The organism is Parahoeflea alexandrii, from assembly GCF_027214025.1.
Classification (GTDB): domain Bacteria; phylum Pseudomonadota; class Alphaproteobacteria; order Rhizobiales; family Rhizobiaceae; genus Hoeflea; species Hoeflea alexandrii_A.
Genome location: NZ_JAPWHB010000005.1, coordinates 216,133 through 241,964 on the forward strand (window position 1 = coordinate 216,133; position 25,832 = coordinate 241,964).

Annotated in this window: 24 protein-coding genes; 8 read left to right on the forward strand and 16 right to left on the reverse strand. The window is 62.5% G+C overall.

From position 1 onward, the window contains the following. Positions 1-27: 27 nt before the first annotated feature. The 5 genes from pimC to O4H62_RS17480 are packed head-to-tail and all read right to left on the reverse strand — an operon-like array spanning position 28 to position 7,124. Positions 28-1,230 carry a pimeloyl-CoA dehydrogenase large subunit gene (pimC, locus tag O4H62_RS17460; RefSeq protein ID WP_269389784.1) on the reverse strand — a complete coding sequence of 401 codons (1,203 nt, stop codon included), beginning with the start codon at positions 1,228-1,230 and terminating at the stop codon, positions 28-30. A 12-nt stretch (positions 1,231-1,242) separates the two neighbouring features. Next, a complete protein-coding gene (locus O4H62_RS17465) occupies positions 1,243-2,427 on the reverse strand; it encodes an acetyl-CoA C-acyltransferase (RefSeq protein WP_269389786.1) in 1,185 nt (394 codons plus the stop codon). Positions 2,428-2,445: 18 nt separating this feature from the next. Further along, positions 2,446-4,137, reverse strand: coding sequence for a dicarboxylate--CoA ligase PimA (gene pimA / locus O4H62_RS17470; protein WP_269389787.1), 1,692 nt, complete (start codon positions 4,135-4,137; stop codon positions 2,446-2,448). Next, positions 4,134-6,236, reverse strand: a complete 2,103-nt coding sequence (locus O4H62_RS17475) for a 3-hydroxyacyl-CoA dehydrogenase NAD-binding domain-containing protein (protein ID WP_269389789.1) — start codon at positions 6,234-6,236, stop codon at positions 4,134-4,136. The genes pimA and O4H62_RS17475 overlap by 4 nt, the downstream gene beginning before the upstream one ends. A gap of 21 nt (positions 6,237-6,257) precedes the next feature. Then, the gene (locus O4H62_RS17480; protein ID WP_269389791.1) at positions 6,258-7,124 is read right to left on the reverse strand and encodes an alpha/beta fold hydrolase; all 867 of its coding nucleotides are present in this window, start codon (positions 7,122-7,124) and stop codon (positions 6,258-6,260) included. A 163-nt stretch (positions 7,125-7,287) separates the two neighbouring features. Here O4H62_RS17480 and O4H62_RS17485 point away from each other — a divergent pair, with 163 nt between their 5' ends. Genes O4H62_RS17485 through O4H62_RS17510 form a run of 6 tightly spaced genes read left to right on the forward strand, consistent with a single transcriptional unit; the run spans position 7,288 to position 12,886 of the window. Next, on the forward strand, positions 7,288-8,199 hold the full coding sequence (locus O4H62_RS17485) for an IclR family transcriptional regulator (RefSeq protein ID WP_269389792.1): 912 nt from the start codon (positions 7,288-7,290) through the stop codon (positions 8,197-8,199). After that, entirely contained in the window at positions 8,196-8,990 is a 795-nt protein-coding gene (locus O4H62_RS17490) for an ABC transporter ATP-binding protein (RefSeq protein WP_430538474.1), read from the forward strand. Before O4H62_RS17485 ends, O4H62_RS17490 begins: the two co-directional genes overlap by 4 nt. After that, entirely contained in the window at positions 8,987-9,700 is a 714-nt protein-coding gene (locus O4H62_RS17495) for an ABC transporter ATP-binding protein (RefSeq protein WP_269389795.1), read from the forward strand. The genes O4H62_RS17490 and O4H62_RS17495 overlap by 4 nt, the downstream gene beginning before the upstream one ends. A 10-nt stretch (positions 9,701-9,710) precedes the next feature. Beyond that, positions 9,711-10,586, forward strand: a complete 876-nt coding sequence (locus tag O4H62_RS17500) for a branched-chain amino acid ABC transporter permease (protein WP_269389796.1) — start codon at positions 9,711-9,713, stop codon at positions 10,584-10,586. Positions 10,587-10,589: 3 nt separating this feature from the next. Further along, positions 10,590-11,636 carry a branched-chain amino acid ABC transporter permease gene (locus O4H62_RS17505; RefSeq protein ID WP_269389798.1) on the forward strand — a complete coding sequence of 349 codons (1,047 nt, stop codon included), beginning with the start codon at positions 10,590-10,592 and terminating at the stop codon, positions 11,634-11,636. Between the two features lie 23 nt (positions 11,637-11,659). Continuing rightward, the gene (locus O4H62_RS17510) at positions 11,660-12,886 is read left to right on the forward strand and encodes an ABC transporter substrate-binding protein (protein ID WP_269389799.1); all 1,227 of its coding nucleotides are present in this window, start codon (positions 11,660-11,662) and stop codon (positions 12,884-12,886) included. Positions 12,887-12,951: 65 nt separating this feature from the next. Here O4H62_RS17510 and O4H62_RS17515 read toward each other — a convergent pair whose 3' ends face one another. Genes O4H62_RS17515 through O4H62_RS17540 form a run of 6 tightly spaced genes read right to left on the reverse strand, consistent with a single transcriptional unit; the run spans position 12,952 to position 18,918 of the window. Next, the gene (locus O4H62_RS17515; RefSeq protein ID WP_269389801.1) at positions 12,952-14,235 is read right to left on the reverse strand and encodes a four-carbon acid sugar kinase family protein; all 1,284 of its coding nucleotides are present in this window, start codon (positions 14,233-14,235) and stop codon (positions 12,952-12,954) included. Positions 14,236-14,237: 2 nt separating this feature from the next. Further along, positions 14,238-15,512 (reverse strand): RuBisCO large subunit C-terminal-like domain-containing protein, encoded by a 1,275-nt coding sequence (locus O4H62_RS17520; RefSeq protein WP_269389803.1) that lies wholly within the window; start codon positions 15,510-15,512, stop codon positions 14,238-14,240. Between the two features lie 7 nt (positions 15,513-15,519). After that, complete coding sequence (locus O4H62_RS17525; RefSeq protein ID WP_269389805.1) at positions 15,520-16,059, reverse strand: VOC family protein; 540 nt, start codon at positions 16,057-16,059, stop codon at positions 15,520-15,522. A 7-nt stretch (positions 16,060-16,066) separates the two neighbouring features. After that, positions 16,067-17,344 carry a TRAP transporter large permease gene (locus O4H62_RS17530; RefSeq protein ID WP_269389807.1) on the reverse strand — a complete coding sequence of 426 codons (1,278 nt, stop codon included), beginning with the start codon at positions 17,342-17,344 and terminating at the stop codon, positions 16,067-16,069. Continuing rightward, positions 17,341-17,856, reverse strand: a complete 516-nt coding sequence (locus tag O4H62_RS17535) for a TRAP transporter small permease (RefSeq protein WP_269389809.1) — start codon at positions 17,854-17,856, stop codon at positions 17,341-17,343. Before O4H62_RS17535 ends, O4H62_RS17530 begins: the two co-directional genes overlap by 4 nt. 24 nt (positions 17,857-17,880) lie before the next feature. Next, on the reverse strand, positions 17,881-18,918 hold the full coding sequence (locus tag O4H62_RS17540) for a TRAP transporter substrate-binding protein (RefSeq protein ID WP_269389810.1): 1,038 nt from the start codon (positions 18,916-18,918) through the stop codon (positions 17,881-17,883). 215 nt (positions 18,919-19,133) lie between these two features. Here O4H62_RS17540 and O4H62_RS17545 point away from each other — a divergent pair, with 215 nt between their 5' ends. Both O4H62_RS17545 and O4H62_RS17550 read left to right on the forward strand, forming a co-directional pair. Continuing rightward, positions 19,134-20,129, forward strand: a complete 996-nt coding sequence (locus O4H62_RS17545; RefSeq protein WP_430538462.1) for a LacI family DNA-binding transcriptional regulator — start codon at positions 19,134-19,136, stop codon at positions 20,127-20,129. A 271-nt stretch (positions 20,130-20,400) separates the two neighbouring features. Then, positions 20,401-21,375: an agmatinase gene (locus O4H62_RS17550; RefSeq protein WP_269389814.1), complete on the forward strand. Its 975-nt coding sequence runs from the start codon at positions 20,401-20,403 to the stop codon at positions 21,373-21,375. A gap of 26 nt (positions 21,376-21,401) precedes the next feature. Here O4H62_RS17550 and O4H62_RS17555 read toward each other — a convergent pair whose 3' ends face one another. The 5 genes from O4H62_RS17555 to O4H62_RS17575 all read right to left on the reverse strand — a co-directional run bounded on the left by O4H62_RS17555 (position 21,402) and on the right by O4H62_RS17575 (position 25,635). Beyond that, positions 21,402-22,439 carry an aromatic ring-hydroxylating dioxygenase subunit alpha gene (locus tag O4H62_RS17555; protein ID WP_269389816.1) on the reverse strand — a complete coding sequence of 346 codons (1,038 nt, stop codon included), beginning with the start codon at positions 22,437-22,439 and terminating at the stop codon, positions 21,402-21,404. A 115-nt stretch (positions 22,440-22,554) separates the two neighbouring features. Continuing rightward, positions 22,555-23,349 carry an amino acid ABC transporter ATP-binding protein gene (locus tag O4H62_RS17560; RefSeq protein WP_269389818.1) on the reverse strand — a complete coding sequence of 265 codons (795 nt, stop codon included), beginning with the start codon at positions 23,347-23,349 and terminating at the stop codon, positions 22,555-22,557. Then, positions 23,346-24,014, reverse strand: a complete 669-nt coding sequence (locus O4H62_RS17565; protein ID WP_269389819.1) for an amino acid ABC transporter permease — start codon at positions 24,012-24,014, stop codon at positions 23,346-23,348. Before O4H62_RS17565 ends, O4H62_RS17560 begins: the two co-directional genes overlap by 4 nt. Next, positions 24,011-24,652, reverse strand: a complete 642-nt coding sequence (locus O4H62_RS17570; RefSeq protein WP_269389820.1) for an amino acid ABC transporter permease — start codon at positions 24,650-24,652, stop codon at positions 24,011-24,013. Before O4H62_RS17570 ends, O4H62_RS17565 begins: the two co-directional genes overlap by 4 nt. 155 nt (positions 24,653-24,807) lie before the next feature. Further along, complete coding sequence (locus O4H62_RS17575) at positions 24,808-25,635, reverse strand: transporter substrate-binding domain-containing protein (protein WP_269389821.1); 828 nt, start codon at positions 25,633-25,635, stop codon at positions 24,808-24,810. Positions 25,636-25,832 lie beyond the last annotated feature (197 nt).

A 25,832-nucleotide genomic window follows, 5' to 3' on the forward strand; every position in this document is an offset into this window, starting at 1 on the left:
GTCCGGGCCCCTGAATGCTGGTCCGTGCTAAAGCCCGAGAATGGCCTTGGCGATGATGTTCTTCTGGATCTCGTTCGATCCGCCATAGATCGACACCTTGCGCGTGTTGAAATAGGCAGGCGCGATCGTCGAGGCCCAGTCCGGCCCGATCGACGGCTCGTTGCGTCCGTCGATATCGTCTTCCGGAATATAGGGCATGGCGTAGGGACCAACGACATCCATCAACAGTTCGGTCGTCGCCTGCTGGATTTCCGATCCCTTGATCTTCAGGATCGAGCTCGCGGGATCCTGCGTGCCTTTCTCACGTTTCGCCTCGCCGGCAAGAACCCTGAGCTGGGTCATCTCGAGTGCCTTCAGCCGCACTTCGACGGCCGCCACCTTCTCGCGGAATTCCGGCTGGTCGATCATGCGCTCACCGCCGACCCGCTGATGGGCGGCCAGCTCCTTGATCCGCCGGATGCGCTCCTTGGAAACGCCGACGCGGGCAATGTTGACGCGCTCGTTGCCGAGCAGGAACTTGGCGTAATTCCAGCCCTTGTTCTCTTCGCCGACGAGGTTTTCGACCGGGACCCGGACATCGTCGAAGAACACCTCGTTGACCTCAACGCCGCCGTCGATGGTCTGGATCGGACGCACGGTGATCCCCGGTGTCTTCATGTCGATGAGCAGGAACGAGATGCCGGACTGCTTGCGCGCATCCGGATCTGTGCGCACCAGGCAGAAGATCCAGTCGGCATATTGCGCCAGCGTCGTCCAGGTCTTCTGGCCGTTGACGACATACTCGTCGCCGTCGCGCACGGCGCGGGTTTTCAGCGAAGCCAGGTCGGACCCCGAGCCCGGCTCGGAGAAGCCCTGGCACCACCAGTCCTCCAGTGTCGCGATCCTCGGCAGGAAGCGGCTCTTCTGCGCCTCGTTGCCGAAGGTGTAGATCACCGGGCCCACCATGTTGACGCCGAAGGCCAGCGGAGCAGGGGCAGGGGTCTGGCTCATTTCCTCAAGATAGATGTACTGCTTGACCGGGCTCCAGCCGGTGCCGCCATGCTCGACCGGCCAGTGCGGCACCGCCCAGCCCTTGTCGTGCAGGATCCGGGTCCAGGTGACCAGCTCTTCCTTGGTCGTGTGGCGGCCCGCGACGATGTTCTCCCGAATGCTGGCAGGAAGCGCCTCCCGGAAAAATGTCCGGACCTCGTCGCGGAAGGCCAGCTCGTCTTCTGTGAATCTCAGATCCATGGTTCAACGTCCTCAAAAGATTTCGAAAAGGCCGGCCGCACCCATGCCGCCGCCGACGCACATCGTCACCACGCCGTATTTCACGCCGCGGCGCTTGCCCTCGATCAGCACGTGGCCGGAAAGCCGGGCGCCGGTCATGCCGTAGGGATGCCCGACGGAAATCCCGCCGCCGTTGACGTTGAGCTTTTCCGGGTCGATGCCCAGCCGGTCGCGGCAATAGATCACCTGGACCGCGAAAGCTTCGTTCAGCTCCCACAGGCCGATGTCGTCAATTGACAGGCCGGCGCGCTCCAGCAGGCGCGGGATGGCGAAGACCGGGCCGATGCCCATTTCGTCAGGCTCGGTGCCGGCGACAGCAAAGCCGCGAAGCGCGCCCAACGGTTCCAGGCCGCGATTTTCGGCAAGCTTGGCGTTCATCACCACGCAGGCCGATGCGCCGTCGGAGAGCTGGCTGGCATTGCCGGCGGTAATGAAGGCCCCTTCGCCGCGCACGGGTGTCAGGCCGGCCAGGCCTTCAAGTGTTGTCTGCCGCCGCGGCCCTTCGTCGGCCGAAATCGTCACTTCCTGATAGGAGACTTCCTTGGTCTCCTTGTTCATCACGCCCATGGTCGCCGTGATCGGCACGATCTCGGCGTCGAACCTGCCCGCATCCTGCGCGGCTGCGGTCCGCCGCTGGCTTTCCAGCGCGTAGATGTCCTGCGCCTCGCGGCTGATGCCGTAGCGCTTGGCGACGGTTTCGGCGGTGTCGATCATCGGCATGTAGATGTCGGGCTTGTGCTGCATTAGCCAGCGGTCCTGGCGATGAAATGCATTCATGTGCTCGTTCTGCACCAGGCTGACCGACTCAAGTCCACCGCCGATGGCGATGGGGACGCCGTCAAGCTGGATCGAGCGCGAGGCGACCGCGATGGCCTGCAGGCCCGAGGAGCACTGCCGGTCGATCGTGGCTCCGGAGACCGTGACGGGAAGACCTGCGCGCACCAGCGCCTGGCGGGCGACGTTGCCGCCGGTCGCACCCTGCTGCAAGGCGCAGCCCATGATCACGTCTTCGACCTCACCGGGCTCAATGCCCGCGCGCTCGACGGCATGCTTGATGGCGTGGGCCCCGAGTGTTGCTCCGTCGGTGTCGTTCAGTCCGCCGCGATAGGCCTTGCCGATCGGTGTGCGGGCGGTTGAAACGATGACTGCATCCTGCATTGGATTATCCTCTACTCTTTATGATGTGCTGTGTTCGGTGTGTGTCGGGGCTGCGGATCTGCTTTTCTCCATGTCACGCAATTCCTTGCGCGACAATTTGCCGACCGATGTCTTGGGAAGCTCATCCCGGAATTCCAGCGCCGCTGGCAGCTCGTGGCGTCCGAGCCGGTCTTCGAGAAACGCGACAAGCGCTTCGAGAGTGAACGATTCGGCCCCCGGTTTGAGCGTGACGAAGGCCTTCGCCGCCTCGCCGCGATACTCGTCGGGGATGCCGAGAACAATGCATTCTCCCACCGCCGGATGTTCGTAGATCGCCTGCTCGATCATCTGCGGATAGACATTGAAGCCGCCGGAAATGATCATGTCTTTCTTGCGGTCGACGATGTAGAAATAGCCGTCGGGCGCCATGTAGCCGACATCGCCGGTCAGGAAGAACCCGTCGGCGAACGCCGCTGCGTTTTCCCGCGGCTTGTTCCAGTAACCTGCCGTCACGTTCTTGCCGCGGACCCGCAATTCGCCGACTTCGCCAGCCGGCAGCACCCGGTGCGGATCGTCGAGATCGACCACCTGCAATTCAACGCCGGGCAGGGGCATGCCGATCGATCCGGGCTTGGCTTCGCCGAATGGCAGCAGGTTGGTGCCGGCCGGCGAGGTTTCGGTCATGCCCCAGCCGCCGGCCAGTCGCTGGCCGGTCAGACCTTCGAAGCGCTGGCCAACCTCCACCGGCAGCGGCGCGCCGCCGGAAGAGCAGCGCACAAGCGAGGAGAGGTCGGTCTTCATCAGGTCCGGATGGTTGGCAAGCGCGATCCACATGGTCGGAACCCCGGGGAACGTGGTGATCCGCTTGGCCTGGATGTCGTGGAGAACCTGGGTCGGATCAAAGCGCATATGCAGCACGATCTGCGCCCGCCGTCTGATCCCCAGGAGCAGGATCGTGGTCAGCGCGTAGATGTGAAACAGCGGCAGGATGCAAAGGACTTTCTCGCCCTCTTCCGGATCGCCGTAGAGCGCCTCGAACCAGATGTCGTAGCTCGAGACCGCGGCGGTCAGGTTGGCATGGGTCAGCATCGCCCCCTTGGCCGGGCCGGTGGTGCCGCCGGTATACTGAAGCAGCGCGATGTCGTCTTCGCCGATCTCCGGCCAGGATCCGGGTGCGGCTCCGCTCGCGCAGAATGCGTCGAACCGGATCACGTCCTCGCGCTCGGGGATCGCTTCCCGTGCCGGATTGTCACCGCCGAAACGGCTGTCGTCTCCAACGATGACGCGGTCCGCCAGACCCGCCTCCATCAGCTTGATCGCGCCGGCGAGCATGCCGCCGATGTTGGTCGTCACGATGGTGCGCGCGCCCGAATCGGTGAGCTTGTGCGCCAACTCGCGCGGTGCATCGAGCGGCGAAAGATGCGCCAGCCGGGCGCCGGATTTCAGTGTGCCGAAAAAGGCCACCGGATGCCAGGGCGTGTTGGGCAGGAACAGCGCGACGGTCTGGCCCCTGGCAAGGCCCGCCGCCAGCAACGCCGCGGCGAAGGCGTCCGCTTCGTCGCGCAACTGGCTGTAGCTCATCGACCATCCGCGGAACTCGATGAGCGCCCGGTCGGGACACTCGGCGACGGCCTCGTCGAGCAGGGCCGGAAGGCTGTCTGTCACGATCGGGGCATCCCACGTCATGTTGTCCGGGTAGGACGCTTCCCAGGCATGCCGCCCGGCGGTCATGCGACCTCGTCCTTGCCACCCATTGCGGATGCGAGCGATAGGCCGGTCTTCGCCGCCTTGCGCAACAGTTCTGCCGGCTCGAACACCGGATTGCCGGTCTTGCCGTGCCAGTATTCAAGCCGCTCGACGATGTGCGCGAGGCCTGCCTGCTCCGCCCAGAACATCGGGCCGCCCTTGCCGATCGGGAAAGCGTAGCCGTTGATCCAGACGATATCGATGTCGGACGGCCGGAGCGCGATGCCTTCCTCGAGGATGCGTGCGCCCTCGTTGATCATCGGATAGATCGTCCGCTCAATGATTTCGTCGGCGCTGATGCTGCGCCGGTTGACGCCGAGTTCCTTGGCCTTTTCCTCGATCAGCGCATCGACCCACGGATCTGGCTTTCCGTCGCGCGGCCCGTCCTCGTAGCTGTAGAAGCCCTTGCCGGTCTTCTGTCCGTAGCGGCCCGCCTCGCACAGCGCATCGCCGATTGCCGCGGTCTCGCCAAGCGACTTGCGGGTCCGCCAACCGATGTCGAGACCGGCGAGGTCGCCCATCGCGAACGGGCCCATGGAAAAGCCGAAGTCGAGGAATGCCTTGTCGACATCCGAGGGTGAAGCGCCCTCAAGCAGCAGCGACTCATTTTCCGCCGACCGTGACGACAGCATGCGGTTGCCGACGAAGCCGTGGCAGACGCCCACGACCACCGGCACCTTGCCGATCTGCTTGCCGAGCGCCAGCGCGGTGGCGATCACGTCCGGTGCGGTTTCCTTGCCGCGGACGATTTCCAGCAGTTTCATCACGTTGGCCGGAGAGAAGAAATGCATTCCCAGAACGTCCGACGGCCGCTTGGTCATCTGGGCGATTGCGTCGACGTCGAGATAGGACGTGTTGCTGGCGAGGATGGCGCCGGGCTTCATCACCTCGTCGAGCTTGCCGAACACCACCTTCTTGACCGACATCTCCTCGAACACGGCTTCAATGACCAGGTCTGCATCGGCGATGTCGTCGTAGTTGGTGGTCGTGCTCAGCCGGCCCAGCCGCCGGTCGCGCTCCTCGGCCGAAATGGAGCCGCGCTTGACCGATGTGTCGTAGTTGCGCTGGATCACCGCCATGCCGCGGTCGATGGCTTCCTGGTTCATCTCCAGGATGGTCACCGGAACGCCGCCATTGGCAAGCGCCATGGCGATGCCGCCGCCCATTGTTCCTGCGCCGATGACGGCTGCCTTGCTGACCTTGCGCGGTTTGACGTCACGGTCGATTCCGGGAACCTTGTTGGCCTCGCGCTCGGCGAAGAAAAGGTGCCGCTGGGCTTTCGACTGCTCGCCGTTCATCAGCTCGATGAACATCTCGCGTTCCTTGGCCAGCGCCTCGTCGAACGGCGTGTCGAGCGCCATGCGGACGGCGCGGACGCAGGCAAGCGGAGCCTCGAGGCCGCGTGCCTTCTTGGTCAGGTTCGCGGCATGGGCGTCGAGTGCCGAGGGATCACGGCGCGCGGCCTCAAGCTTGTCTTCGCGATCGCGCAGCGCCTTGGGCATTTCGCCAGCAGCCGCGAGTTCCAGCGCAAAGGCCTTGGCGTCGGCAAGAAGATCGTCGCCCGCAACGCGGTCGAGAATGTCCACTTCCAGAGCCTTCTTTGCGCCGACCGGGTTGCCTGGAACGATCACATCGAGGGCCGCTTCCGGCCCGATCAGCCGCGGCAGCCGCTGGGTGCCGCCGGCGCCGGGTATCAGGCCGAGCTTGACTTCCGGAAGCGCCAGCTTGGCGTCCGCCGATGCTATCCGGCCGTGACAGGAGAGCGAGACCTCGAGCCCGCCGCCAAAGGCAAAGCCGTGGATCGCCGCGACCACCGGCTTGCTCATGGTTTCGCAGCGGGTGTTGACGTCGGGCAACGAGGGCTCGCGCGGCGTCTTGCCGAACTCGGTGATGTCGGCGCCGCCACTGAAGGTCCGGCCGCCGCCGGTCAGCACGACGCAGGTGACGGCAGGGTCGGCTTCGGCGCGGTTCATGGCCTCGATAACGCCATGCCTGACATCAAATCCGAAGGCGTTCACCGGCGGATTGTTGATCGTGACAACCGCAACATTCCCATCCACCGTGTAATTCACATCACCAGCCATTTTTTCCTCCAAGAAATAAATTCATTTGTCCGCTCGTTGCACAAAAGAGCGGAGGCAATCAGTCAATGCCGCATTGAATGCGTCGGCAGCCTCGTACTGAACCCAGTGCCCGGCGTCGTCAATCAGTTTGAACGTCGCATCCGGATCGCGTGCGGCGAGCCATGCCCGCCGCTCGTCGAAATAGGGCGCGGCAAGTTGATCGTGCTCGCCCCAGATCGCCGCCAGCGGGACCCGGCTTGAATCAAGATTTGCGGTCAGCGGCTTGCTGCGCGCTGTCGGGCGGGTGTCGTGACGCGAACGCTCGGCATTGGATTGCTGGATCAGGATTGCGGTCTCGTCGATCCGTGCCGGGTCGGCGATCATGATCGCCTGAAGGTTTTGCTTGTGCCGGGCCCGGCGCTGCTCGGCATCGGAAATGTGACGCCAGCTCGACAGCGCTACATCCTGCCGCCGCGCTTCGAAGCCAACGCCGCCGACGATCACAAATCCTCCGATCCGCGGCGCGACGAGGCGCGACACGAAGCTGCCGATGATCCCGCCATAGGAAAACCCGACCAGGTGAAACCGCTCGGTTCCGGTGAGCCGGTCGAGTCCGGCCGCGAGAATACGCGCCATCCGGTGCGGGTCGGCGTCCGGGTTGCAGTCGGCGGAATCGCCAAACCCCGGAAGGTCTGGCACAATCACCCGGTAATCCTGTGCAAGGATAGGGATTTGACGGAAGTAATGGCTCCACGAACCGGCGCCGCCATGCAGCATTACCAGCGCCGGGCCTGAGCCCCATTCGCGCCAGACCGCAAAGCCTTCGTCGGTTGCAATTTCGGTCCGCCGTGCCGCGCGGTCGAGATCGGCCACCGGGCTGAAGGCGGCATGGTTCGACCACTCCGGCAAAGCCCGAATCGGGCTTCTGCCGGTTGTTTCAGGTACGGAAGTGGTCTCCTCCAACGTCCGCAAAAAAAGCCTCCAAGTTCCGCAGTGCGAAATTCAATTTTATTATTTGACCTCACTGCTAGAATGTGATGGATTGTTTGTCAATAAAGGGAGGAGCGGCTGCATGACAGCCAATGCACGTGGCAACGCTGACGGCGTTGACACTGACAGATCGAGCCATGCTCACGACGGCGACCGCAAGTTCGTGACCGCGCTTGCGCGGGGGCTTGAGGTGCTGCGCTGCTTCCATCCGCGTGACGGATTCCTGAGCAATCAGGAGATCGCCGAACGCACCGGCCTGCCCAAGCCGACGGTCACACGTCTCACTTATACCCTGTGCGAACTCGGTTACCTGATGCAGATCCCGAGGCTCGGCAAGTACCAGCTCGCCCCGGGTACCATCACGCTGGGCTATGCCGCCCTTGCCAATCTCGGTATTCGCCACATCGCCCGCGACTTCATGGACCAGGCCGCCGAAGTGCTTGCGGCGCCGGTTGCGCTTGGTGTGCTCGATCGCAGCAAGGCGCTTTATGTCGACATATCCCGCGGATCCGCGACATTCACCGTGCAGCTGGAGATCGGCTCGCGCATTCCGCTGGTCGAAACTGCGATGGGGCGCGCGCTGCTCGTCACTTTGCCGGAAGCGGAGCGCGAGGAGCATGTTCTCGCCGCCGTCGCGAAGCATCCCGAGAGGGGCATGCTGATGCGCAAGACCATGGACAAGGCCATTGCCGATTACGAGCAGTACGGCTTTGTGGTTTCCACCGGCGAATGGCGCCCCGACATCTACGCCGCAGGCGCGCCGCTGGTCGCCGCCGACGGATCGGGAACCTACGCCTTCAATTGCGGGGCCCCGCCCCATCATTTTCCACCCGAACGGCTTTACAAGGAAGTCGGCCCGGTGATGGCGTCGCTTGTGCGTGTTGTCGATGACGCCTTGAACGGCAGACGGCCGCTTCGGCCCGAGCAGACCTGGATGCCCGCGGTTCAAGCGGCGGGCATGCATGAAAACAGACCGGAGCATGGAGGTCCCTGATGCAAGCTCAACCCGCCAGTTCGCCACCCCAACTTGCCGTTCGCGACGTTGTCGTGAGATTTGGCGGAATCGTGGCGCTCGATGGCATTGCGTTCGAGTTGCACAAGGGGCAGATTCTTGGTCTCATCGGCCCCAACGGCGCGGGCAAGACCACGCTGTTCAATTGCCTCAGCCGTCTCTACACCCCGGCATCGGGCGACATCCTCTATGATGGCCAGTCGGTGCTCGCCAGGAAGGCCCACGAGATGCCTACGGTCGGCATCGGCCGCTCGTTCCAGAATGTGGCGCTTTTCCAGCGCATGTCTGTGCGCGACAATATCCGCGTCGGCGCCCATGCCAACAGCCGCAGCGATTTTTTCTCCGATGCGCTGCGCCTGCCCTGGGTTCGCCGCCAGGAAGCCGAGGTCGACACCACTGTCAATGAGCTGATCGAGTATCTCGAACTCGGAGATGTTGCAGATCTTCCGGTGGATGGTCTGCCCTTCGGCACCCGCAAGCGGGTCGAGATTGCCCGCGCCCTGGCGGCCCGGCCCGGCGTGCTTTTGCTCGACGAACCCGCCGGCGGCCTCAATCATGACGAGGTTGGCGAACTCGGACGCCTCATCCGCCACATCCGCGATGATCGCGGTGTCACCGTTCTGCTGGTCGAACATCACATGGGGCTGGTGATGTCGATCTCCGACAAGGTGGTTGTCTTGAGTTTCGGCCGCAAGATTGCCGAGGGCACGCCGGCCGAAGTGCAGCAGAACCCCGACGTGATTGCCGCATATCTGGGAGGCCAGTCCGAATGAGCATGCTACTTGAAGTCGAGGGACTGCACGCATCCTACGGCGATTTCCGGGTCCTGCACGGCCTCGATTTCTCGGTGGAAAAGGGCGGGATCTCGACGCTTCTGGGCGCCAATGGCGCAGGCAAGACCACGACGCTCAGGGCCCTGTGTGGGATGATCAAGCGGTCCGGTACCATACGCTTCGACGGCAAAGACATCTCTGGCAAGGCGACCGAGGACATCGTTCGCCTGGGCGTGGCCCATGTTCCCGAGGGACGGGGAACCTTTACCGGCCTGACCACCGAGGAAAACCTGCAGTGCGGCGCCATGACCCGCAGTTCCCGCGCCGAGATCGCACGGGATCTCGAACAGGCCTACCACTGGTTTCCCAGGCTGAAGGAGCGCCGCAACCAGCAGGCGGGCACCCTCTCGGGAGGCGAGCAGCAGATGCTGGCCATCGCCCGCGCACTGATGCTCAGGCCACGCCTGATGCTGCTGGATGAACCGTCCTTTGGTCTTGCTCCACTGATCGTGCAGGAAATGTTCTCGATCCTGCGCAAGGTCAACCAGGAAGAGCAGGTATCCATGCTGATCGTCGAGCAGAACGCCGGCGTGGTTCTCGAACTTGCAGACACCGCCTTTGTCCTCGAAACCGGAGACATCGTCATGTCTGGCTCCGCCGCGGAAATCCGCGACAACGAAACCATTCGCGCCGCCTATCTCGGCTACTGAGGGAGACACGATGGAGCTTCTCGTACAGCAATTGGTCACCGGCATCGCAACAGGCGGGATCTATGCCTGCATGGCGCTGGCCGTGGTGATGATCTACCAGGCAATCCATCATCTGAATTTCGCCCAGGGCGAAATGGCGATGTTTTCCACCTTCATCGCCTGGCAGATGCTTGCCTGGGGCGTTCCCTACTGGCTGGTGATCCCGCTGACCGTGGTCATTTCCTTTGCCGGCGGCGTCGCGATCGAGCGCCTCGTCATCCGGCCGCTCGGCGATGCGCCGGTGCTCAGCCACATTGTCGTCTTCATCGGCCTTTTTGCCATCATCAACAGTCTCGCCGGCTTCATCTGGGATTTCACCATCAAGCCGTTCCCCAGCCCCTTCGGCGAAGGATCGCAGTTCGGCGGCCTGATCAGCAACCATCAGGTTGGAATGATTGCGGTCACGATGACCGTGCTGGTGATACTGTTCCTGTTCTTCCAGTACACCCGCGTCGGCCTTGCCATGCGCGCGGCCGCCGAGAACCCCGCATCGGCCCGCCTGGTCGGGATCCGCGTCGGCTGGATGATCGCGCTCGGCTGGGGCATGGCGGCGGCAATCGGCGCCATCGCCGGAATCCTGATCGCCCCAATTGTCTTTCTTGAACCCAACATGATGCTGTCGATCCTGCTCTACGGCTTTGCCGGCGCGGTGCTTGGTGGACTGACCAGCCCGACCGGCGCGGTGTTCGGCGGCTTCATGGTAGGCATCATCGAAAACCTTGCAGGCACCTACATTCCGGAGATCGGCGGCGAATTGAAATTGCCGATTGCGCTGTTCCTGATCGTCACTGTTCTGGTGTTCAAGCCCACGGGCCTGTTCGGCCGCACTGTCGTACAGAGGGTCTGATTGATGTCCGTAAACACCACGACCACCGCCGACAGCCAGGCTCCGGCCAAGCAGGGTGTCAGCCTGCCTGCGCCCGCCGCGGCCACCGGCAATGTGAAGATCATGCGGACGGCGGGCGCAATCCTGCTCGCGATCGGCGTGGCTGCGCCCTTCCTGTCCGGCAATTTCCTGATCTTCCAGCTGACCATGATGATGATCTACGCGATCGCCATCCTCGGGCTCAACATCCTTACCGGTTTCAATGGCCAGTTCTCGCTGGGCCACGGGGCCTTCTATGCCGTCGGCGCCTACACGGCTGCCATCATGATGGACCAGTTTGGTATTGGCTATCTGTGGACGCTTCCGATCGCCGGCATCGTCTGCTTCGTGGTCGGCTTCCTGTTCGGCCTGCCGGCGCTGCGGCTCGACGGGGTCTATCTGGCTCTGGCAACGTTCGCACTTGCCGTTGTCACGCCGCAGCTGTTCAAGCTCACGCCTTTCGAGCACTGGACCAGCGGAGTCATGGGGATCGTGATCTCCAAGCCTGATGCGCCGTTCGGATTGCCGCTCAACCCGGACCAGTGGCTCTACTTCCTGACCTTCGCCATCGGCCTGCTCGCCTATGTCTGCGCCAGAAACCTGGTCGGAAGCCGGACGGGACGCGCCTTGATGGCGATCCGCGACAATCCGATCGCCGCCCGCTCAATGGGGGTCAATACAGCACTTTTCAAGTCGCTGGCCTTCGGAGTCAGCGCGCTCTACACCGGAGTTGCGGGAGCCCTGGGTGCCATCGTGGTTCAGTACATTTCGCCGGATTCTTTCCACTTCGCGCTTTCCGTAGCCCTGGTTGTCGGGCTGGTTGTCGGCGGAGTCGGCTGGCTGCCGGGCGCATTGTTCGGCGGCGCCTTCATCATGTTCGTGCCGAACATTGCTGAAGAGCTGTCGAAGGGCCTGTCGGGCGCCGTTTACGGCGTCATCATGATCCTCATGATGTATGCGATACCGACCGGGCTGGGAGGCCTGTTGAAGGCAGCGTTGGGAGCGCTGTCCAAACGGAGTACGACTAGGTAGTGCAACCTTAAAGGGAGGAAACCATGCACAACAGACGTAACATGCTTAAATATATGGGTGCGGGGCTCGCATTGAGCGCCAGCCTGGCATTTCCCGCAATCAGCCATGCGGCGGACATGCCCGGCGTCACCGACACCGAAATCAAGCTTGGCAACATCTCGCCCTACAGCGGACCGGCATCGGCCTACTCGACGATCGCCAAGACGATTGCCGCCTATTTCAACAAGGTCAACGAAGAAGGCGGGATCAACGGACGCAAGATCAACTTCCTGTCCTACGATGACGGCTACTCGCCGCCCAAGGCTGTCGAGCAGGCTCGCAAACTCGTCGAGAGCGACGAAGTCTTGCTGATCTTCCAGTCGCTCGGGACGCCGTCGAACTCGGCGATCGAGAAATACATGAACATGAAGAAAGTGCCGCAGCTTCTCGTTGCCACCGGCGCCACCAAGTTCGGCAATCCGAAAGAGGCCCCGTGGACCATGGGCTGGCAGCCGAACTACCAGAGCGAAGGCATCATCTACGGCCGCTGGATCAACAGCGAAATGCCCGATGCCAAGATCGCCGTAATGTATCAGAACGACGATTTCGGTAAGGACGTTCTGGCTGGTCTGAAAACCGGCCTTGGCGACAAGGCAGACATGATCGTTGCCGAAGCCTCCTACGAGGTCGCCGAGCCTGTGGTGGATTCACAGGTGGTCAAGCTGAAGGCCTCCGGCGCCGATGTTTTCATCAACATCGCAACGCCGAAGTTCGCCGCCCAGGCGATCAAGAAGGCCCATGAGATCGGCTGGGACGCGACCCAGATCGTTGCCAACGTCTCGACCTCGGTGGCCGCTGTTCTGACCCCCGCCGGGCTTGAAGCTTCCACCGGTGTGATCTCGACGGGTTATCTCAAGGATATGCAGGATCCGCAGTGGGCCGACGACCCGGCCAAAAAGGACTGGGAAGCCTTCATGGACAAGTACTTCCCGGACGGCAACAAGGCGTCTAACTTCACCGTTTACGGATACTCGGTGGCACAGACCATGGTGCATATCCTCGAACAGGCAGGCGATGACCTGACCCGCGAGAATGTGCTCAAGCAGGCAGCCAGCATGAAGGATGTCACTCTGCCGCTGTTCCTGCCCGGCATGTCCATGAACACCTCGGAAACCGACTACTTCCCGATCGAGCAGATGCAGCTGATGAAGTTCGACGGCGAGCGTTGGGTCAACTTCGGTGACGTCATTTCCGGCGAAGTCGGCGGCTGAAGCCGGCGCGTCTGAAAACACCAAAGGAGACGCCGGGTGCCAGATTGACACCCGGCGTTTTGCATTCAGGAGCCGGAAGCGAAGCGGTCGAAAAGATCCGGGCGTCCCATCTGACCGCCCTTGAGCATCAGTTCCATCCGGTCAAGCGCCGGATCTTTATGATGGCCGAGGCAAAGGCCCACCCCGGGATCGAGGTCCGCGGCGAATTCAAGCGCCGTGAAACCGAGGCGCTGGCAGATTGCGCTCGAGGTATCGCCGCCGGCCACGCCAAGCCGTCCGCAGGGAACACGCGAAAGAACCGCAGCAACGAACTCGACCAGCCGTGCTGTGAGCATCGGCGCATCCAGCGTGTAGTCGGCTCCCGGCAATGTGTGCGCCAGAACATTGCGGCCTTCCGCAAGGCTGGCCGAAACGCATTCGGCAACGGCCTCGAGCCGCTCCGGATCATTGAGCATCGCCGGGAGCAGCGGGAACATGTTAAATTTGGTAGCCGTCGACACCTGGGCCTCGGTTACAGATGAGCGGCTGCCGGCGATCACAAGGCTGGGGCCAGCCCGGCGTGTCGGCCATGAGGTGAGGGGGGAAGCCGCAGAAAACCCGGTCGATGCGTGGCTCAGGGCTTCTGCCACGCTGCTGGCGCCGACCAGCACAATTGGCTGGTCGCAGGATATCCGGCTCAGCGCCTGGCCAATGACCTTGATGTCGCCATCCGACCCGGCGTCGAGCAATAATCGTCTGGTGCCTTTGCCGAGGGACGTCTCAAGCGTACCAAGCAGCGCCTCCGGACCGGCAGAGAGTTCGGTAAAGGGTATCGAGACGAACCCTTCCAGTCCCTGGGCGGCAAGGTGAATTGTAAGATCGGCCTCGGTCATCGGCGTGATCGGGTGCCTGCGCATCACCGGGTGGCGGTCGATCCTGTACACCTGACCATCGGCCGCACCGGCAAACAGGTTGCCGAACAGGCAATAGCGTCCGAGACTTGGCTGGCCGCCGAGAACGAGCGTCAGGACCGGATCAAGCGCACGCTCAAGTTCGATGACGGCGGCCCCGATCGATCCAGTGTCTCGCCCGCTGTCGAAGGTGGAGCACACCTTGTAGTGCACATACCGAGGTTTGAGCCTGGCAACTGTGGCGGCGATGCCGGACATCCGGTCCCGAATGTGGCCGGCGGGCAGCCCCCGCAATTCGGTGGCGATGCCGATGACGTCGAGATCGTCGCCGGCCTTTTCCGCTTCGGCCGGGTCGAGGAACAGCCTGACGCGAGCCCCTGAGCGTGCCCAGGTGGCCAGCGTATCGGACGCGCCGGTGAAATCGTCACCGATGAAGACCGAGCGTGCGCCCCTCGCCATCCTCAACTCCCGAAGAAGTCGAGCGCGGCGCCGAGTTCAGGAGCCTTTCTGGCCCAGGCATTCAGCGTCTGGCCGGACCCGATCGCGTCCCAGGCCTGGCGCAGGCTCTGGACGCCGGCCGTCGGCCCCCGGGGATGCGCGAGGATGCCGCCGCCGGCCATGAACAGGAAATCCGGGCTGCCGACCGCCTCGAAGGTCCGCGGCAAGGTGCCAGCCCACTGGCCTGAGGAGAACGCCGGCATGACCCGGTCGTCCGGATCGGTTCCGTCCGCGGCGAGCGGCACGATGCACCGTCTCGCAGCGGCTTCGACCTCGTCCGCCGCATCCACAAACTTGCCGCCGATCCCGTGCACATGCATGTGGTCGACGCCCGCCAGCCGGTACATCGCCTGATAGGCGTCAAAGGCGATGCCGAGCAGCGGATGGCGCGACATTGCGCCAAAGCCGTTGCGGTGGGCGTGAATGGCCAGCGGCGTATGCGCCCTGAGGCTCTCCATGCCTGACAGCCCGCACCAGTTCAGGCTCGCCATCACGCACGAGCCGCCCTCGGCGGCCACCAGATCGGCGTGGCGGCGCATCGCATCGGTTTCGTCGGTGATGTTGAAGGCCATCATTACATCGCGCCCGGTCCGGTCGCGGAAAGCCCGGATCCTGGCCATGACAGCCGGAACCCGCTCGGCGATCGGCGCATGATCGGGATTGGCGCAGACCTCGTCATCCTTGATGAAATCGACGCCGGCCTCGCACAGTGTCTCGACCAGGTCGGCGATCTCGCTCGAGCGCATGCCGACATTGGGCTTGATGATGGTGCCGAACAGCGGCCGGTCGTAGACATCCAGTTGCGCCCGCGTTCCCGCGATGCCCATGGTGGGCATGGCATACCGTGCCCGGTAGGTCTGCGGAATTGAAAGCGAGAGCAGTTTGAGCCCGGTCAGTTCTCCGATGTCATAGAGATTGCCGGACACCGTGGCGGCCAGGGTCGGCAGGTTGCGGCCGATATTTGCCACCGGGAAGGCAATCCGCACCAGAGCCCGCCTGTAAGGTCCGGCCACCGCCTTGCGCTGCAGGTAGGCGCTCTCGAGACTGGGGACCCCGACCGGATCCAGTTCACTGACCTCCAGCACTTCGGCGGCGGCGCGGGCCCGCAACTCGTCGGTCTCGCCAGCCACGCGGACGAAAGTGCCGCTCGACTGCTCGCCCGCCATCACCGCTGCGATCCGGGCGGGATCCATCGGCGTTTCGATGAGGTAGGTGGCTTCGATGCGATCGGTTTTCATGCGTGTCTCAAATTGCCGAAAGGTCGGGGAAGGGGCGCAGCGGATCGCTGCCGTCCCAATTCTCAGACGCCGAGCGGATCAGGTCGAACATCCGGCCCTTCGGGCCCATCACTTCCGAAAGCTCGATCACGGTTCCCGGGTGCGCTTCCTGGGCGAAATAGGTGAATCGGCCGTTCTTGCCGACACAGCCGCTCATCTTCTCGGTGAAGCCCTCCTCGAGCATCCGCTTGAGGTCGGCGTCGAAGTCTTCCGTCCAGTAGGCCACATGTTGCAGGCCGCGATGTCCGGCCTGCATGAAGTCGCGATACATTGACGGCGCATCGTTGCGGGTCTGGATCAGTTCGACCTGGATATAGCCGGAATTGGCCAGTGCCACTGAATTGTGTACGTCGTAGCTCTTGCCGTCATAGCGGTAGTCCTCGATCGGCACCCGCGGATTGTAGAACCAGGGGCCGACGCCCATGACCCGCGACCAGTGGTCCATGCCCGCTTCGATGTCGTCGACCACATATCCCAGTTGCCGGATAGGTCCTAGAAACCTGCTCATGTCTGCCTCATTTCAAGAGATAATTGGGAAGCCAGGTTGAAATGGCCGGGACGGCCGAAACAACGACCAGCGCTAGAAGCAGCGGCACCAGGAAGGGCAGCACGCCGCGAATGACGACCGGCACCGGTATTTTGGTGACGATGGAAACCATGAACAGGCTCATGCCGACGGGCGGCGTCAGCAGGCCGATCATCAGGTTGAGCACGAAGACAATGCCGAGCTGCAGCGGATCGACGCCGGCCATGGTCAGCGCCGGTGCGATGATCGGCGCAATGATCAGGATCGCGGCAATGGATTCAAGCACCATGCCGACAACCAGCAGCAGAACATTGACCAGGAGCAGCAGCATGAAGGGATCGTCGGTCAGGCCCAGCAGAAGCTGGCTGGCGATCAGCGGCACCCGGTCGAGCGTCAGCACCCAGGCAAACAGCGCCGCGGCCGACACGATGAACAGGATATTGGCTGTCGCCTCGACGGTTTCCCTGAGGCAGGCGATCATCTTGGTCATGGTCAGGCTGCGGTAGATGAAGACGCCGATCAGACAGGCATAGGCAACGGTGACGCCCGCCACTTCGGTCGGGCCGAAATAGCCGCTCAGCAGCCCGCCGATCAGCAGCACCGGAGCCATCAGGGCAGGGAAGGACACTACGAACTTGGAAACGACAGCCTTCGCCGTCGGCCGTACAGTATCGCGCGGCAAGCCCTTGACCCGGGCCATGATCGCGACCTGGATCATCAGCAGGGCCGTCAGCAGCAGCGCCGGGACGATGCCTGCGACCAGCAGCTTCACCGCCGAGACATTGGCGACGCTGGCATAGATGATGATCGGGATCGAGGGCGGAAAGATCGGGCCGATGGTTGCTGCGGCGACCGTCAGGCCTGCGGCGAAATCCTCGCGATACCCTTGCGCCTTCATCTGGTTGATCTGCACCGCGCCCAGCGCCCCGATGTCGGCCAGCGCCGCTCCGGAGATGCCGGAAAAGATCAGGCTGACCAGCACGCTGACCTGCGCCACCGCGCCGCGGATGCGGCCAAGCAAAAGTCGTACGAGATCGAACAAATGGGTGGTTACACCCATGGCGTTGAGCAGGTTGGCGGCCAGGATGAACAGCGGCACGGCAAGCAGCGGCGAAGAATCGAGCGCATTGAGCGCGCGCTGCGCCAGCACCGAAACCGGCAGATTGTTGGCGACAATGACGATGGCCGAGGAAAGTCCCAGCGAGACCGCGACCGGGGCGCCGCACAGGAGCAATGCCAGGAATATGCCGAGAAGAACGAGGCTCATGGGATCATGCCCTTGTCGGCCGTATCCGGGCCGCGGAGAATATCGGAAATCCGGAAGATCGCGGCAAACACGATCAGGACCGTGCCGATCAGCGCCGGGGCGTAATATCCCCAGTTGGGCATGCCCATCGCCGGCGTCAGGAATTTCCCCGCGCGCGGCAGGAAGGCGGCAAAGCCCCAGAGCGTAAAGCCGGCGAAGGCCAGCGTCGCCAGTTCGGACGTGACATGCATTGCGCGGCGCAGCAAATCGCCCGACATGTCCGGAACGATGGTCACCGCCACCATCTGATGGCGGATCACCAGGCTTGGTATGGAGAGGAACACCAGCCCGATGCTGCAGAAGCGGGCCAGTTCGTCAGCCCAGGGCAGGCCCAGATCGAACAGGTTGCGCGCCACCACCTGGACGGCGACCATGATCGCCATCAGGGCAAGCATGCCGATGCTGACCGCAACGCCGGCATCGGCCAGCCGCGCCATCACGGCGCGGCTTCGTGTGGTATGTTGACGGGTCATGCCCATCCCTCTCGCTGTGAATGATCAGGCTACAGCGGCAATCTTCGCATAAAGGTCGCCATACTTCTCGCCAAAGCGTTCATCCACCAGCGCCTTCACCGAAGTCCGGAACTCCTCGAGCTTCAGCCCGTCGTCCTTGCCGATCACGGTCATGCCGAGTTCGCGCAACTGCTGGGTCTCGGCATCTTCCTTGTCGAGAATGGCGTTGGTGGCCTTGACCCGGGTCTCTTCCGCCGCCGTGGTGACGGCCTGCTTCTGTTCGGCCGAAAGCCCTTGCCAGACATCCTCGTTCATCACCACCATTTCGGCGTTCGACATGTGGCCGGTGAGCATCAAATGCGACTGGACATCGTAGAGCTTGACTGAAAGCACCACGTTGACCGGATTTTCCTGTCCCGAAACAACGCCTGTTGCAAGCGCGGTCGGAACCTCCGACCAGTCGACCGGCACCGCAACGGCGCCCATGCCTTCGACGGCTGTGGTGTAGATCGGGAAGGGCACGGCGCGGATCTTGACGCCCGCCAGATCGGCCGGCGAATAGACCGCTTTGTTGGCGGTGAGATTGCGGCGGCCGAAATAGTGGGCGTAGATCACGCGCACATTGGCAGCCGCGATCAGGCCCTCGTTGAGCTCCTGCATCACCGGCGAATTGACATCGGTGACCTTCAGCAGGTGGTCGACGTCACGATAGAGATAGGGCGTGTCGAGAGCTGCGAACGGCGCATAGAGCGAGCCGATGCCGCCGGCGGTGTTGTGCGAAAGCGCGATGCTGCCGAGCGAGACCGCTTCGGCCAGTTCCTGCAGCTTGCCGAGCTGCGAAGCCGGATAGACTTCGACGGCAATGTCGCCGCCGGAAGACTTGCCGAGCGCTTCGGCGAACCAGTCAGCCTGGGCTCCGGCGACCGATGCCGGCTCGTTGTTGTGGCCGTAGCGCAATGTCAGCGATGGTGCAGCGTGCGCGTAGCCCGGCATCAGCGCCATGGCGCCTGCGCCAAGCCCCATGCCAAGCGCTGCGCGACGTGTGATTTCGATTGAACGAATGCGTGAATTGCGTTCTGTCATAGTGACCTCCCATGATTTGTTTTGAGGTGTACGACACCTCCAGAAGCTTCGGTTCTCCCGGAAACAAGAAGCTTGACAGGAGGATAGGAACAGATATTTGGTGCGTCAAATGCGATTAAATGATGGTTTTTGATGTGTCGAAACAGATTTTGCCGGACCGCCGCGCTCCCCAGATGACAGACGTCGCCGCGGCCGCCAGGGTGTCTTTGGCAACCGTGGATCGTGTCCTTAACCGGCGCAAGGGGGTCAAGCAACGCACGACTGAGCGGGTTCTCAAGGCGGCACTGGAACTCGGGTTCCTGACCGAGGAGGAATCCGAACTGATCGCCACGCCGCGGCCGCCCAACATCGTGTTCCTGTTGCCTGCCGGCACCAATCCCTATCTGCGCCTGCTGGGGGAAAAACTGCGCGTGCGGGCCGCGGCGAAGGGGCGCGACGCGCCATCCATCCGCTGCATCTTCATCGAGAGTTTCAGTGCCCGGGCTCTGGCGGCAGCACTTCGTCACCATGCGGCGTGGGCCGACGGCATCGCCTTCATGGCGATCGATCACCCGGAAGTGCGTGAGGCGGTTGAGGCCGTGACTACGGCGGGGATCCGGGTCGTCACCATCGTCTCTGACCTGCCTCATCCCGCGCGAATGGGTTTCGTCGGGCTCGACAATCATTCCGCCGGCCGGACGGCGGCGATGCTGCTGGCCCGTTTCAGCAAGCGGACAAGCGGCAGCCTGGCGCTGGTCGCGGGATCGCGCAATTACCGCACCCATTCCGAGCGCGAGGCGGGCTTCCTGGCATTGCTTGAGGAGATGTATCCCGATCTGCGCGTGGTGGGCGTGCGCGAAGGCCATGACGATGCCGGCGAAAACTACCGCCATGCGATCTCGCTTCTGGAGCAGCATCCCGATCTGATCGGGATCTACAATGTCGGCGGGTCTTCGAACGGTATCGCCCGGGCGCTGGTCGAGCGGAACCGGGCGGGCGATGTGCTTTTCATCGGGCACGGACTGACCTCCGACACCCGCAGGTTCCTGATCGACGGGACCATGGACGCCGTCATCGACAGCAATCCCGACACCATCCTTTCAACCGCCATCACCCTGCTTTGCAAGCCGCCTGACCAGCTGCAGCCCGGCCATGCGGGAACCGCTTTGGGGATGGATATCTTCTTCCGCGAGAATCTGCCGTCCGGGTTCGGCATCACTCCACGGCCCTAGTTTGACGGTTCAATGGCCGACATGCGTGGCAGGGGCGCCTTGCTTTTCGGCCTTCCCGGTCGGTCGCGCCGGAATGGTCGTGCCCCGCATCGGACGGACTGCAGCGAGATTTTGTTTTGCGCCATGTCTCGATCCGGATTTCCTCCGCATGCGGCCCGGAATGGTCAAATAAATGCGGGACTTGACTGGCAGGAAGCTGTACAAAAGGAACTTGGTTTCTTCCTTCCAGAACCGGGCGCACCCTGCGTTCGAGCGAACTCCCGGAGACATGATGAGCGATCCGTTTTTCCATCCCGTATCGGGCTTTGACCTGCCGCGTTTTGCCGGTGTAGCAACCTTCATGCGGCTGCCGCATGTTTCGCTTGAAGATCCGCGCATCAAGGATGTCGCCATCGGATTGATCGGTGCGCCCTGGGATGGAGGCACCACCAATCGCCCGGGCCCCCGCCACGGTCCGAGGCAGTTGCGCGATCTCTCGACGATGATCCGCGCCGGAAACGGCGCCACCGGCGTTCGACCGTTCGAACTGGTCAATTGCGCCGATCTTGGCGATGTCGCCCCCAACCCTGCCGACCTCATGGATTCGCTCAACCGGATGGCCGATTTCTATGGCCGTGTGAAACAGGCCGGGATCGTCCCGCTGACCGCCGGCGGCGACCATCTGTGTTCGCTGCCGATCCTGCGCGGACTGGCTTCGGATGCACCAGTGGGCATGATCCATTTCGACAGCCACACCGACCTGTTCGACAGCTATTTCAACGGCTCCAAATTTACCCACGGCACACCATTCCGACGCGCGGTCGAGGAAGGCCTGCTGGATCCGAAACGGGTGGTACAGATCGGCATTCGCGGTACATCCTACGACACCGAAGACAAGGATTTCGCCCGCTCGGTCGGCATTCGGCTGATCACAATCGAGGAGTTTTTCGCCCGCGGCATTGAAGATGTCATGGCTGAAGCGCGCGAGATCGTGGGCCATGCGCCGACCTATGTGACCTATGACATCGATTTCGTCGATCCGGCCTTCGCTCCGGGCACGGGAACGCCGGAAGTGGGCGGCCCGAATTCGTTCCAGGCGCTTCAGGTGGTGCGCGAACTGGCAGGCGTGAATGTCATCGGCGCTGATCTGGTGGAAGTCTCGCCTCCGTTTGACGCTTCCGGCGGCACCGCATGGCTGGGCATTTCAATCATGTTCGAACTGCTGTGCATCATGGCGACGGCAGTCGATAAACGCCGCGCCGGATAAGGCGCTGCCTGATTAGGCGGTGGACCTTATTCCGCCGCCTGTTGCATCGGCTTCTCCGCCGCCACCATACGCTCGATGTGCTGACGAAACTTGATCGGGCCCTTGTCGATCTTCAGGTTGAGGTTGGGCGACGTCATCGTGTCCATGCCGATCTGCACGGCATTGAGCACGATGCGGTCTTCTTCGAACGCCGCCTGGACCGCGCTGCCGAACTGCGCCGAGACCTCCTCGTCCCCGGGCGCGAAGTTGCGCATCTGGAACCAGAAATAGCGCGTCCGCTTTTCGTCGATCGGCGTCATGAAATTGTAGCTGTCCATGAGGAAGGCGTCCTCGTGCAACGGCTTTCCCGGACCGCCGGTCCCGGCAGGCACGAAGATGGCCTTGATGATGGCGTGGGAGGGATAGCGGACCTCGTAGTGCTGTTCCCGGTCGGCGTTTCCCTTGAACTTGACGAACGGCGCGTAGAACGGCGCGACATCGACATCCATCATCCAGCGCGACACCACAACGCCGTCTTCCTTTTCCAGGGTATTGACCGGTACGTCCTCGCAAGCCGCGTTGCCGAACGAGGAGGGGTGCACCCAGGCAACATGGGAGGGGTCAAGCAGATTGTCGGTGATATAGAGATAGTTGCAGTCGACCGTCATCGCATCGCCGCGACTCTTGCCCCACTCCGGGTTGTCCCATTGATCGATCTTGAAAATCTTGGCGGGGTCTGCAAGCGCCGTGTCGCCTGGCCAGATCCAGAGCATGCCGTAGCGTTCCACCAGCGGAAAGGCCCGGACCTTGGCGACATGTGGAATGCGTTCTGCCCCGGGAACCCGCGTGCAGGTGCCGGCACAATCAAACCGCAGGCCGTGATAACCGCATTCGACCTCATCGCCGAGAAGCCGGCCCATGGAGAGCGGCAGCTTGCGGTGCGGGCAGGCATCTTCCAAGGCAATCGCCACCCCATCCTGACGACGGTAGAGCAGCACGTTTTCGCCAAGAATACGGACTTGCGTCAGGGTGCGACCAATCTCGTGATCGAGAGCCGCGACATACCAGGCATTTTTGACAAACATCACTGTTCTCCCAGCTTGCTTTATCTCATTCAAGTGTCGCACTGCGAAACGACATTGTCACATCAGAAAATGTTCGAGGCCGCCCTTGCCGTATTACGCTTTGCCGGCCTGCCTTCTAAAGAAGCGTTGCCGCGCCGCGATCGAGATAGGTGTCGAGGAACTGGTCGATGCGCTCGTGACGCGGTTTTCCGAAGACCTCTTCCGGCTTGCCTTCGACGATCAGCTTTCCCTGATCCAGAAACACGATCTTGGAACCCACCGAGGCGGCAAAACCGATCTCGTGCGTGACCACCAGCATGGTCATGCCGCTTTCAGCAAGATCGCGCATGACGTTGAGCACCTCGCCGGTCAGTTCGGGATCGAGCGACGAGGTCGGTTCGTCAAACAGCATGATATCCGGATCGAGCGCCAAGGCGCGGGCGATCGCCACGCGCTGCTGCTGCCCGCCCGACAGTTCGCTCGGGTAGTGGCCGGCGCGGTCGCTCAGCCCGACCTTTGACAGCTGTGCCATGGCGCGCTCTTCGGCATCCTTTCGCGGCATCCCCCGCACGGTCACCAGGGCTTCGGCGACATTGCCAAGCGCTGTCATGTGCGGCCACAGGTTGAACTGCTGGAACACCATGCCGATATGAGCGCGCACTTTCTGGGTCTCTGCGGCGGGAAGGCGGACGCGCTCGCCATTCGGGCCGCTTGCAAATCCCAACGGCATGCCGTTGATCTCGATGAAGCCCTCATTGGCTTCCTCGAGCAGGGCAACGCAGCGCAGCAGCGTGCTCTTGCCGGATCCCGACGGTCCAAGCAGGCAGGTTACCTCGCCGCGTTCGACCACTAGGTCGATGCCGTTGAGGACCGTGGTCTTGCCAAAGCGCTTGACGAGTTTTTCAACCTTGATTGCGGGCAGTCCTGTCATGATGCGGCAAACCTGTATTTGGAAAGACGGCTTTCGGCGAAGCGTCCCATGGCGCTGCAGGCTTCCACAAGCCCCCAGTAGATCAGTGCGAGAACGGCGAAACCCTCGACGAAGGCGTAATGCTTGGTGCCCAGTGCGCTGACGGCGAGCGTCAGTTCGGGCACGGAAATGATCGAAAGAATGGCCGTCTCCTTCAGCATGAGAATGGTCATGTTGACCATGGATGGCAGCAGCAGCATCGTCATTTCCGGCAGGATGATCCGGCGCAGGGTCTGTGTACGGTTGAAGCCGACGCATTGAGCGGCTTCCACATGTCCCTTCGGAATGGCGACAAAGCCGCTGCGCCACAGTTCGGAATAGTAGGCCGCGCCATAGATGGTCAGGCCCAGAAGCCCTGCGGTGACGCTGTCAAGCGACAGGCCGATGAACGGACCGCCGTAGTAAAGCAGGAAAATCTGCACCAGGAATGGGGTGCCGCGGATCAGCTCGACCGGTGCGAACAGGGCCAAATCCAGCCAGCGCGGACCGTAGCGCCGTGCCACCGCAATGATGAAGCCGACGACGATCCCGAGCGCCGAACCGGCGATCCACAGCAGGATGGTGACGCCAAGAGCGCGAACAATGTCGGGCAGGTACTGGATGATGAGATCGGGATCGAAGGTCATGTCCGACCCCACTGCATCTGCTTCTCGAGCTTCAGGCCAAGGGCCGCCACGACCAGGTTGATGATCAGGTAGATCAGTCCTGCGGCGGCAAACAGCTCCAGCGGCCGGTAGGTGCTGGCGGCGAGATCCTGTGCCATGCGCGACAGTTCAACCACGCCGACGACAGACACCAGCGACGAGGATTTCAGCATCATGATCGCCTCGCTGATCAGGGCGGGGATCGTCAACTGAACGGCGATCGGCAGACGTATGCGGCGGAAGGTGGCGAACTTTGAAAGACCGCACATGTTGGCCGCCTCGATGAGCCCTTTCGGCACGCTGGAGAACCCGCCGCGCAGGATCTCGGCCTGATAGGCCGCCGTGCACAGCGACATGCCGACGATGGCAGCCACCTCGCTCGGCACGTTCAGGCCGATCTGCGGCAGCAGGTAATAGATCAGCAGCAACTGCACCAGTAACGGCGTTCCGCGGAAGAAACTGACGAAAAGCTTGCCGCCGATCCGGGCCGCGCGATTGGTCGACATCACGGCCGCGCAGACAATCGAGGACAGCACAAACCCGATCGAGATCGAGATGATGCTCAGAAGGACGGTCAGCCTTGCGGCTTCAACCAGAAGCCAGAACAGCTTCCAAGACATTGGCGGACCTTTCCATCTGCGGCAAGGGAAGTTGGCATGAGAGGTTCACGCTGCATGGTCCCGGCAGGCGGGTGGCGGGCAGGCAACGCAAAAGGCGATTGCGCAACGGGCTTGCCTGGCGAAGAGGCGGACTGCTCCCGTTGCGCAACCGTTGATCAGATATTGGCTTTGTCGAGCTTGCCCGGCGTGTCGAATTCAACGCCGAACCATTTCTTCTGGATGGTGCTGAGGCGCCCGTCAGCCTTGATTGCGGCCAATGCTGCATCGATGGCATCCATCAGCGTTGCATATTCCGGATCGGGACGGCCGGGGAATCCGAAATAGGTCTTCACGCCGAACGGCGGCTCGATGAGTTGGAAGGTTTCCGGACGCTGCTGCGCCACGTAGGCGATGTTGGGGAACGAATTGGCGACCGCGACCACGCGTCCGGCGGCAAGATCCGCATAGGCTTCGTTGAAGCTTACATATTCCTTCGCCTCGATCGGGCTCGACAGGGTGTTGCCGAATTCGATCACCTGCGCGAGCTGAGCGGTCGCTTTGCCCGAGCCGACGGGCTTGCCGGCGATGTCTTCAGGCTTGGTGATGCTGTCGTCGCCGGTCTTCTTGAGAAGGGCGACCGTTGCTTCGGCGATCGGGGCGGTGAAGCGGAAGCGTTCCATGCGGGCATTGGTAATGGTTGCGGGCCCGGCCACCATGTCGAACTTGCCCGATTCAAGGCCCGGGAATACGCCGTCCCATGGCAGGGTCACCCACTCGATCTTGACGCCCAGTTCCTTGCCGATTTCAGCAAAAAGATCGACATTGAGGCCGACATGTTCGCCGGCATCGATGAAATCGAAGGGGGCGAAGGCCGTCTCGGTGCCGACTTTCAGCACGCCGGCGGCCTTGACCTTGTCGAGAATGTCCTCGGCCTGCGCCGCGCCAAGCATGGCCAGGCCCATCAGGCCGGCCATTGCCGAAGTCATAAGGGTCTTGAATTTCATCGTCGTTGCTTCCTTTTGTATTGCCGCCTCACCGGCGCGTGGATCATGCGCTGCAGGGGGTGCTCCCTCTTTTGTCTATACAAAATGAAACGCGGTTCTGGCCTCTTGTCAATCGGGTATTGCTAAAAAAATGTTCATGCATAAAAATTACGCAAAACATGCATTTTATCAGCAATCCGGAAAAGCGCCGACTGTGC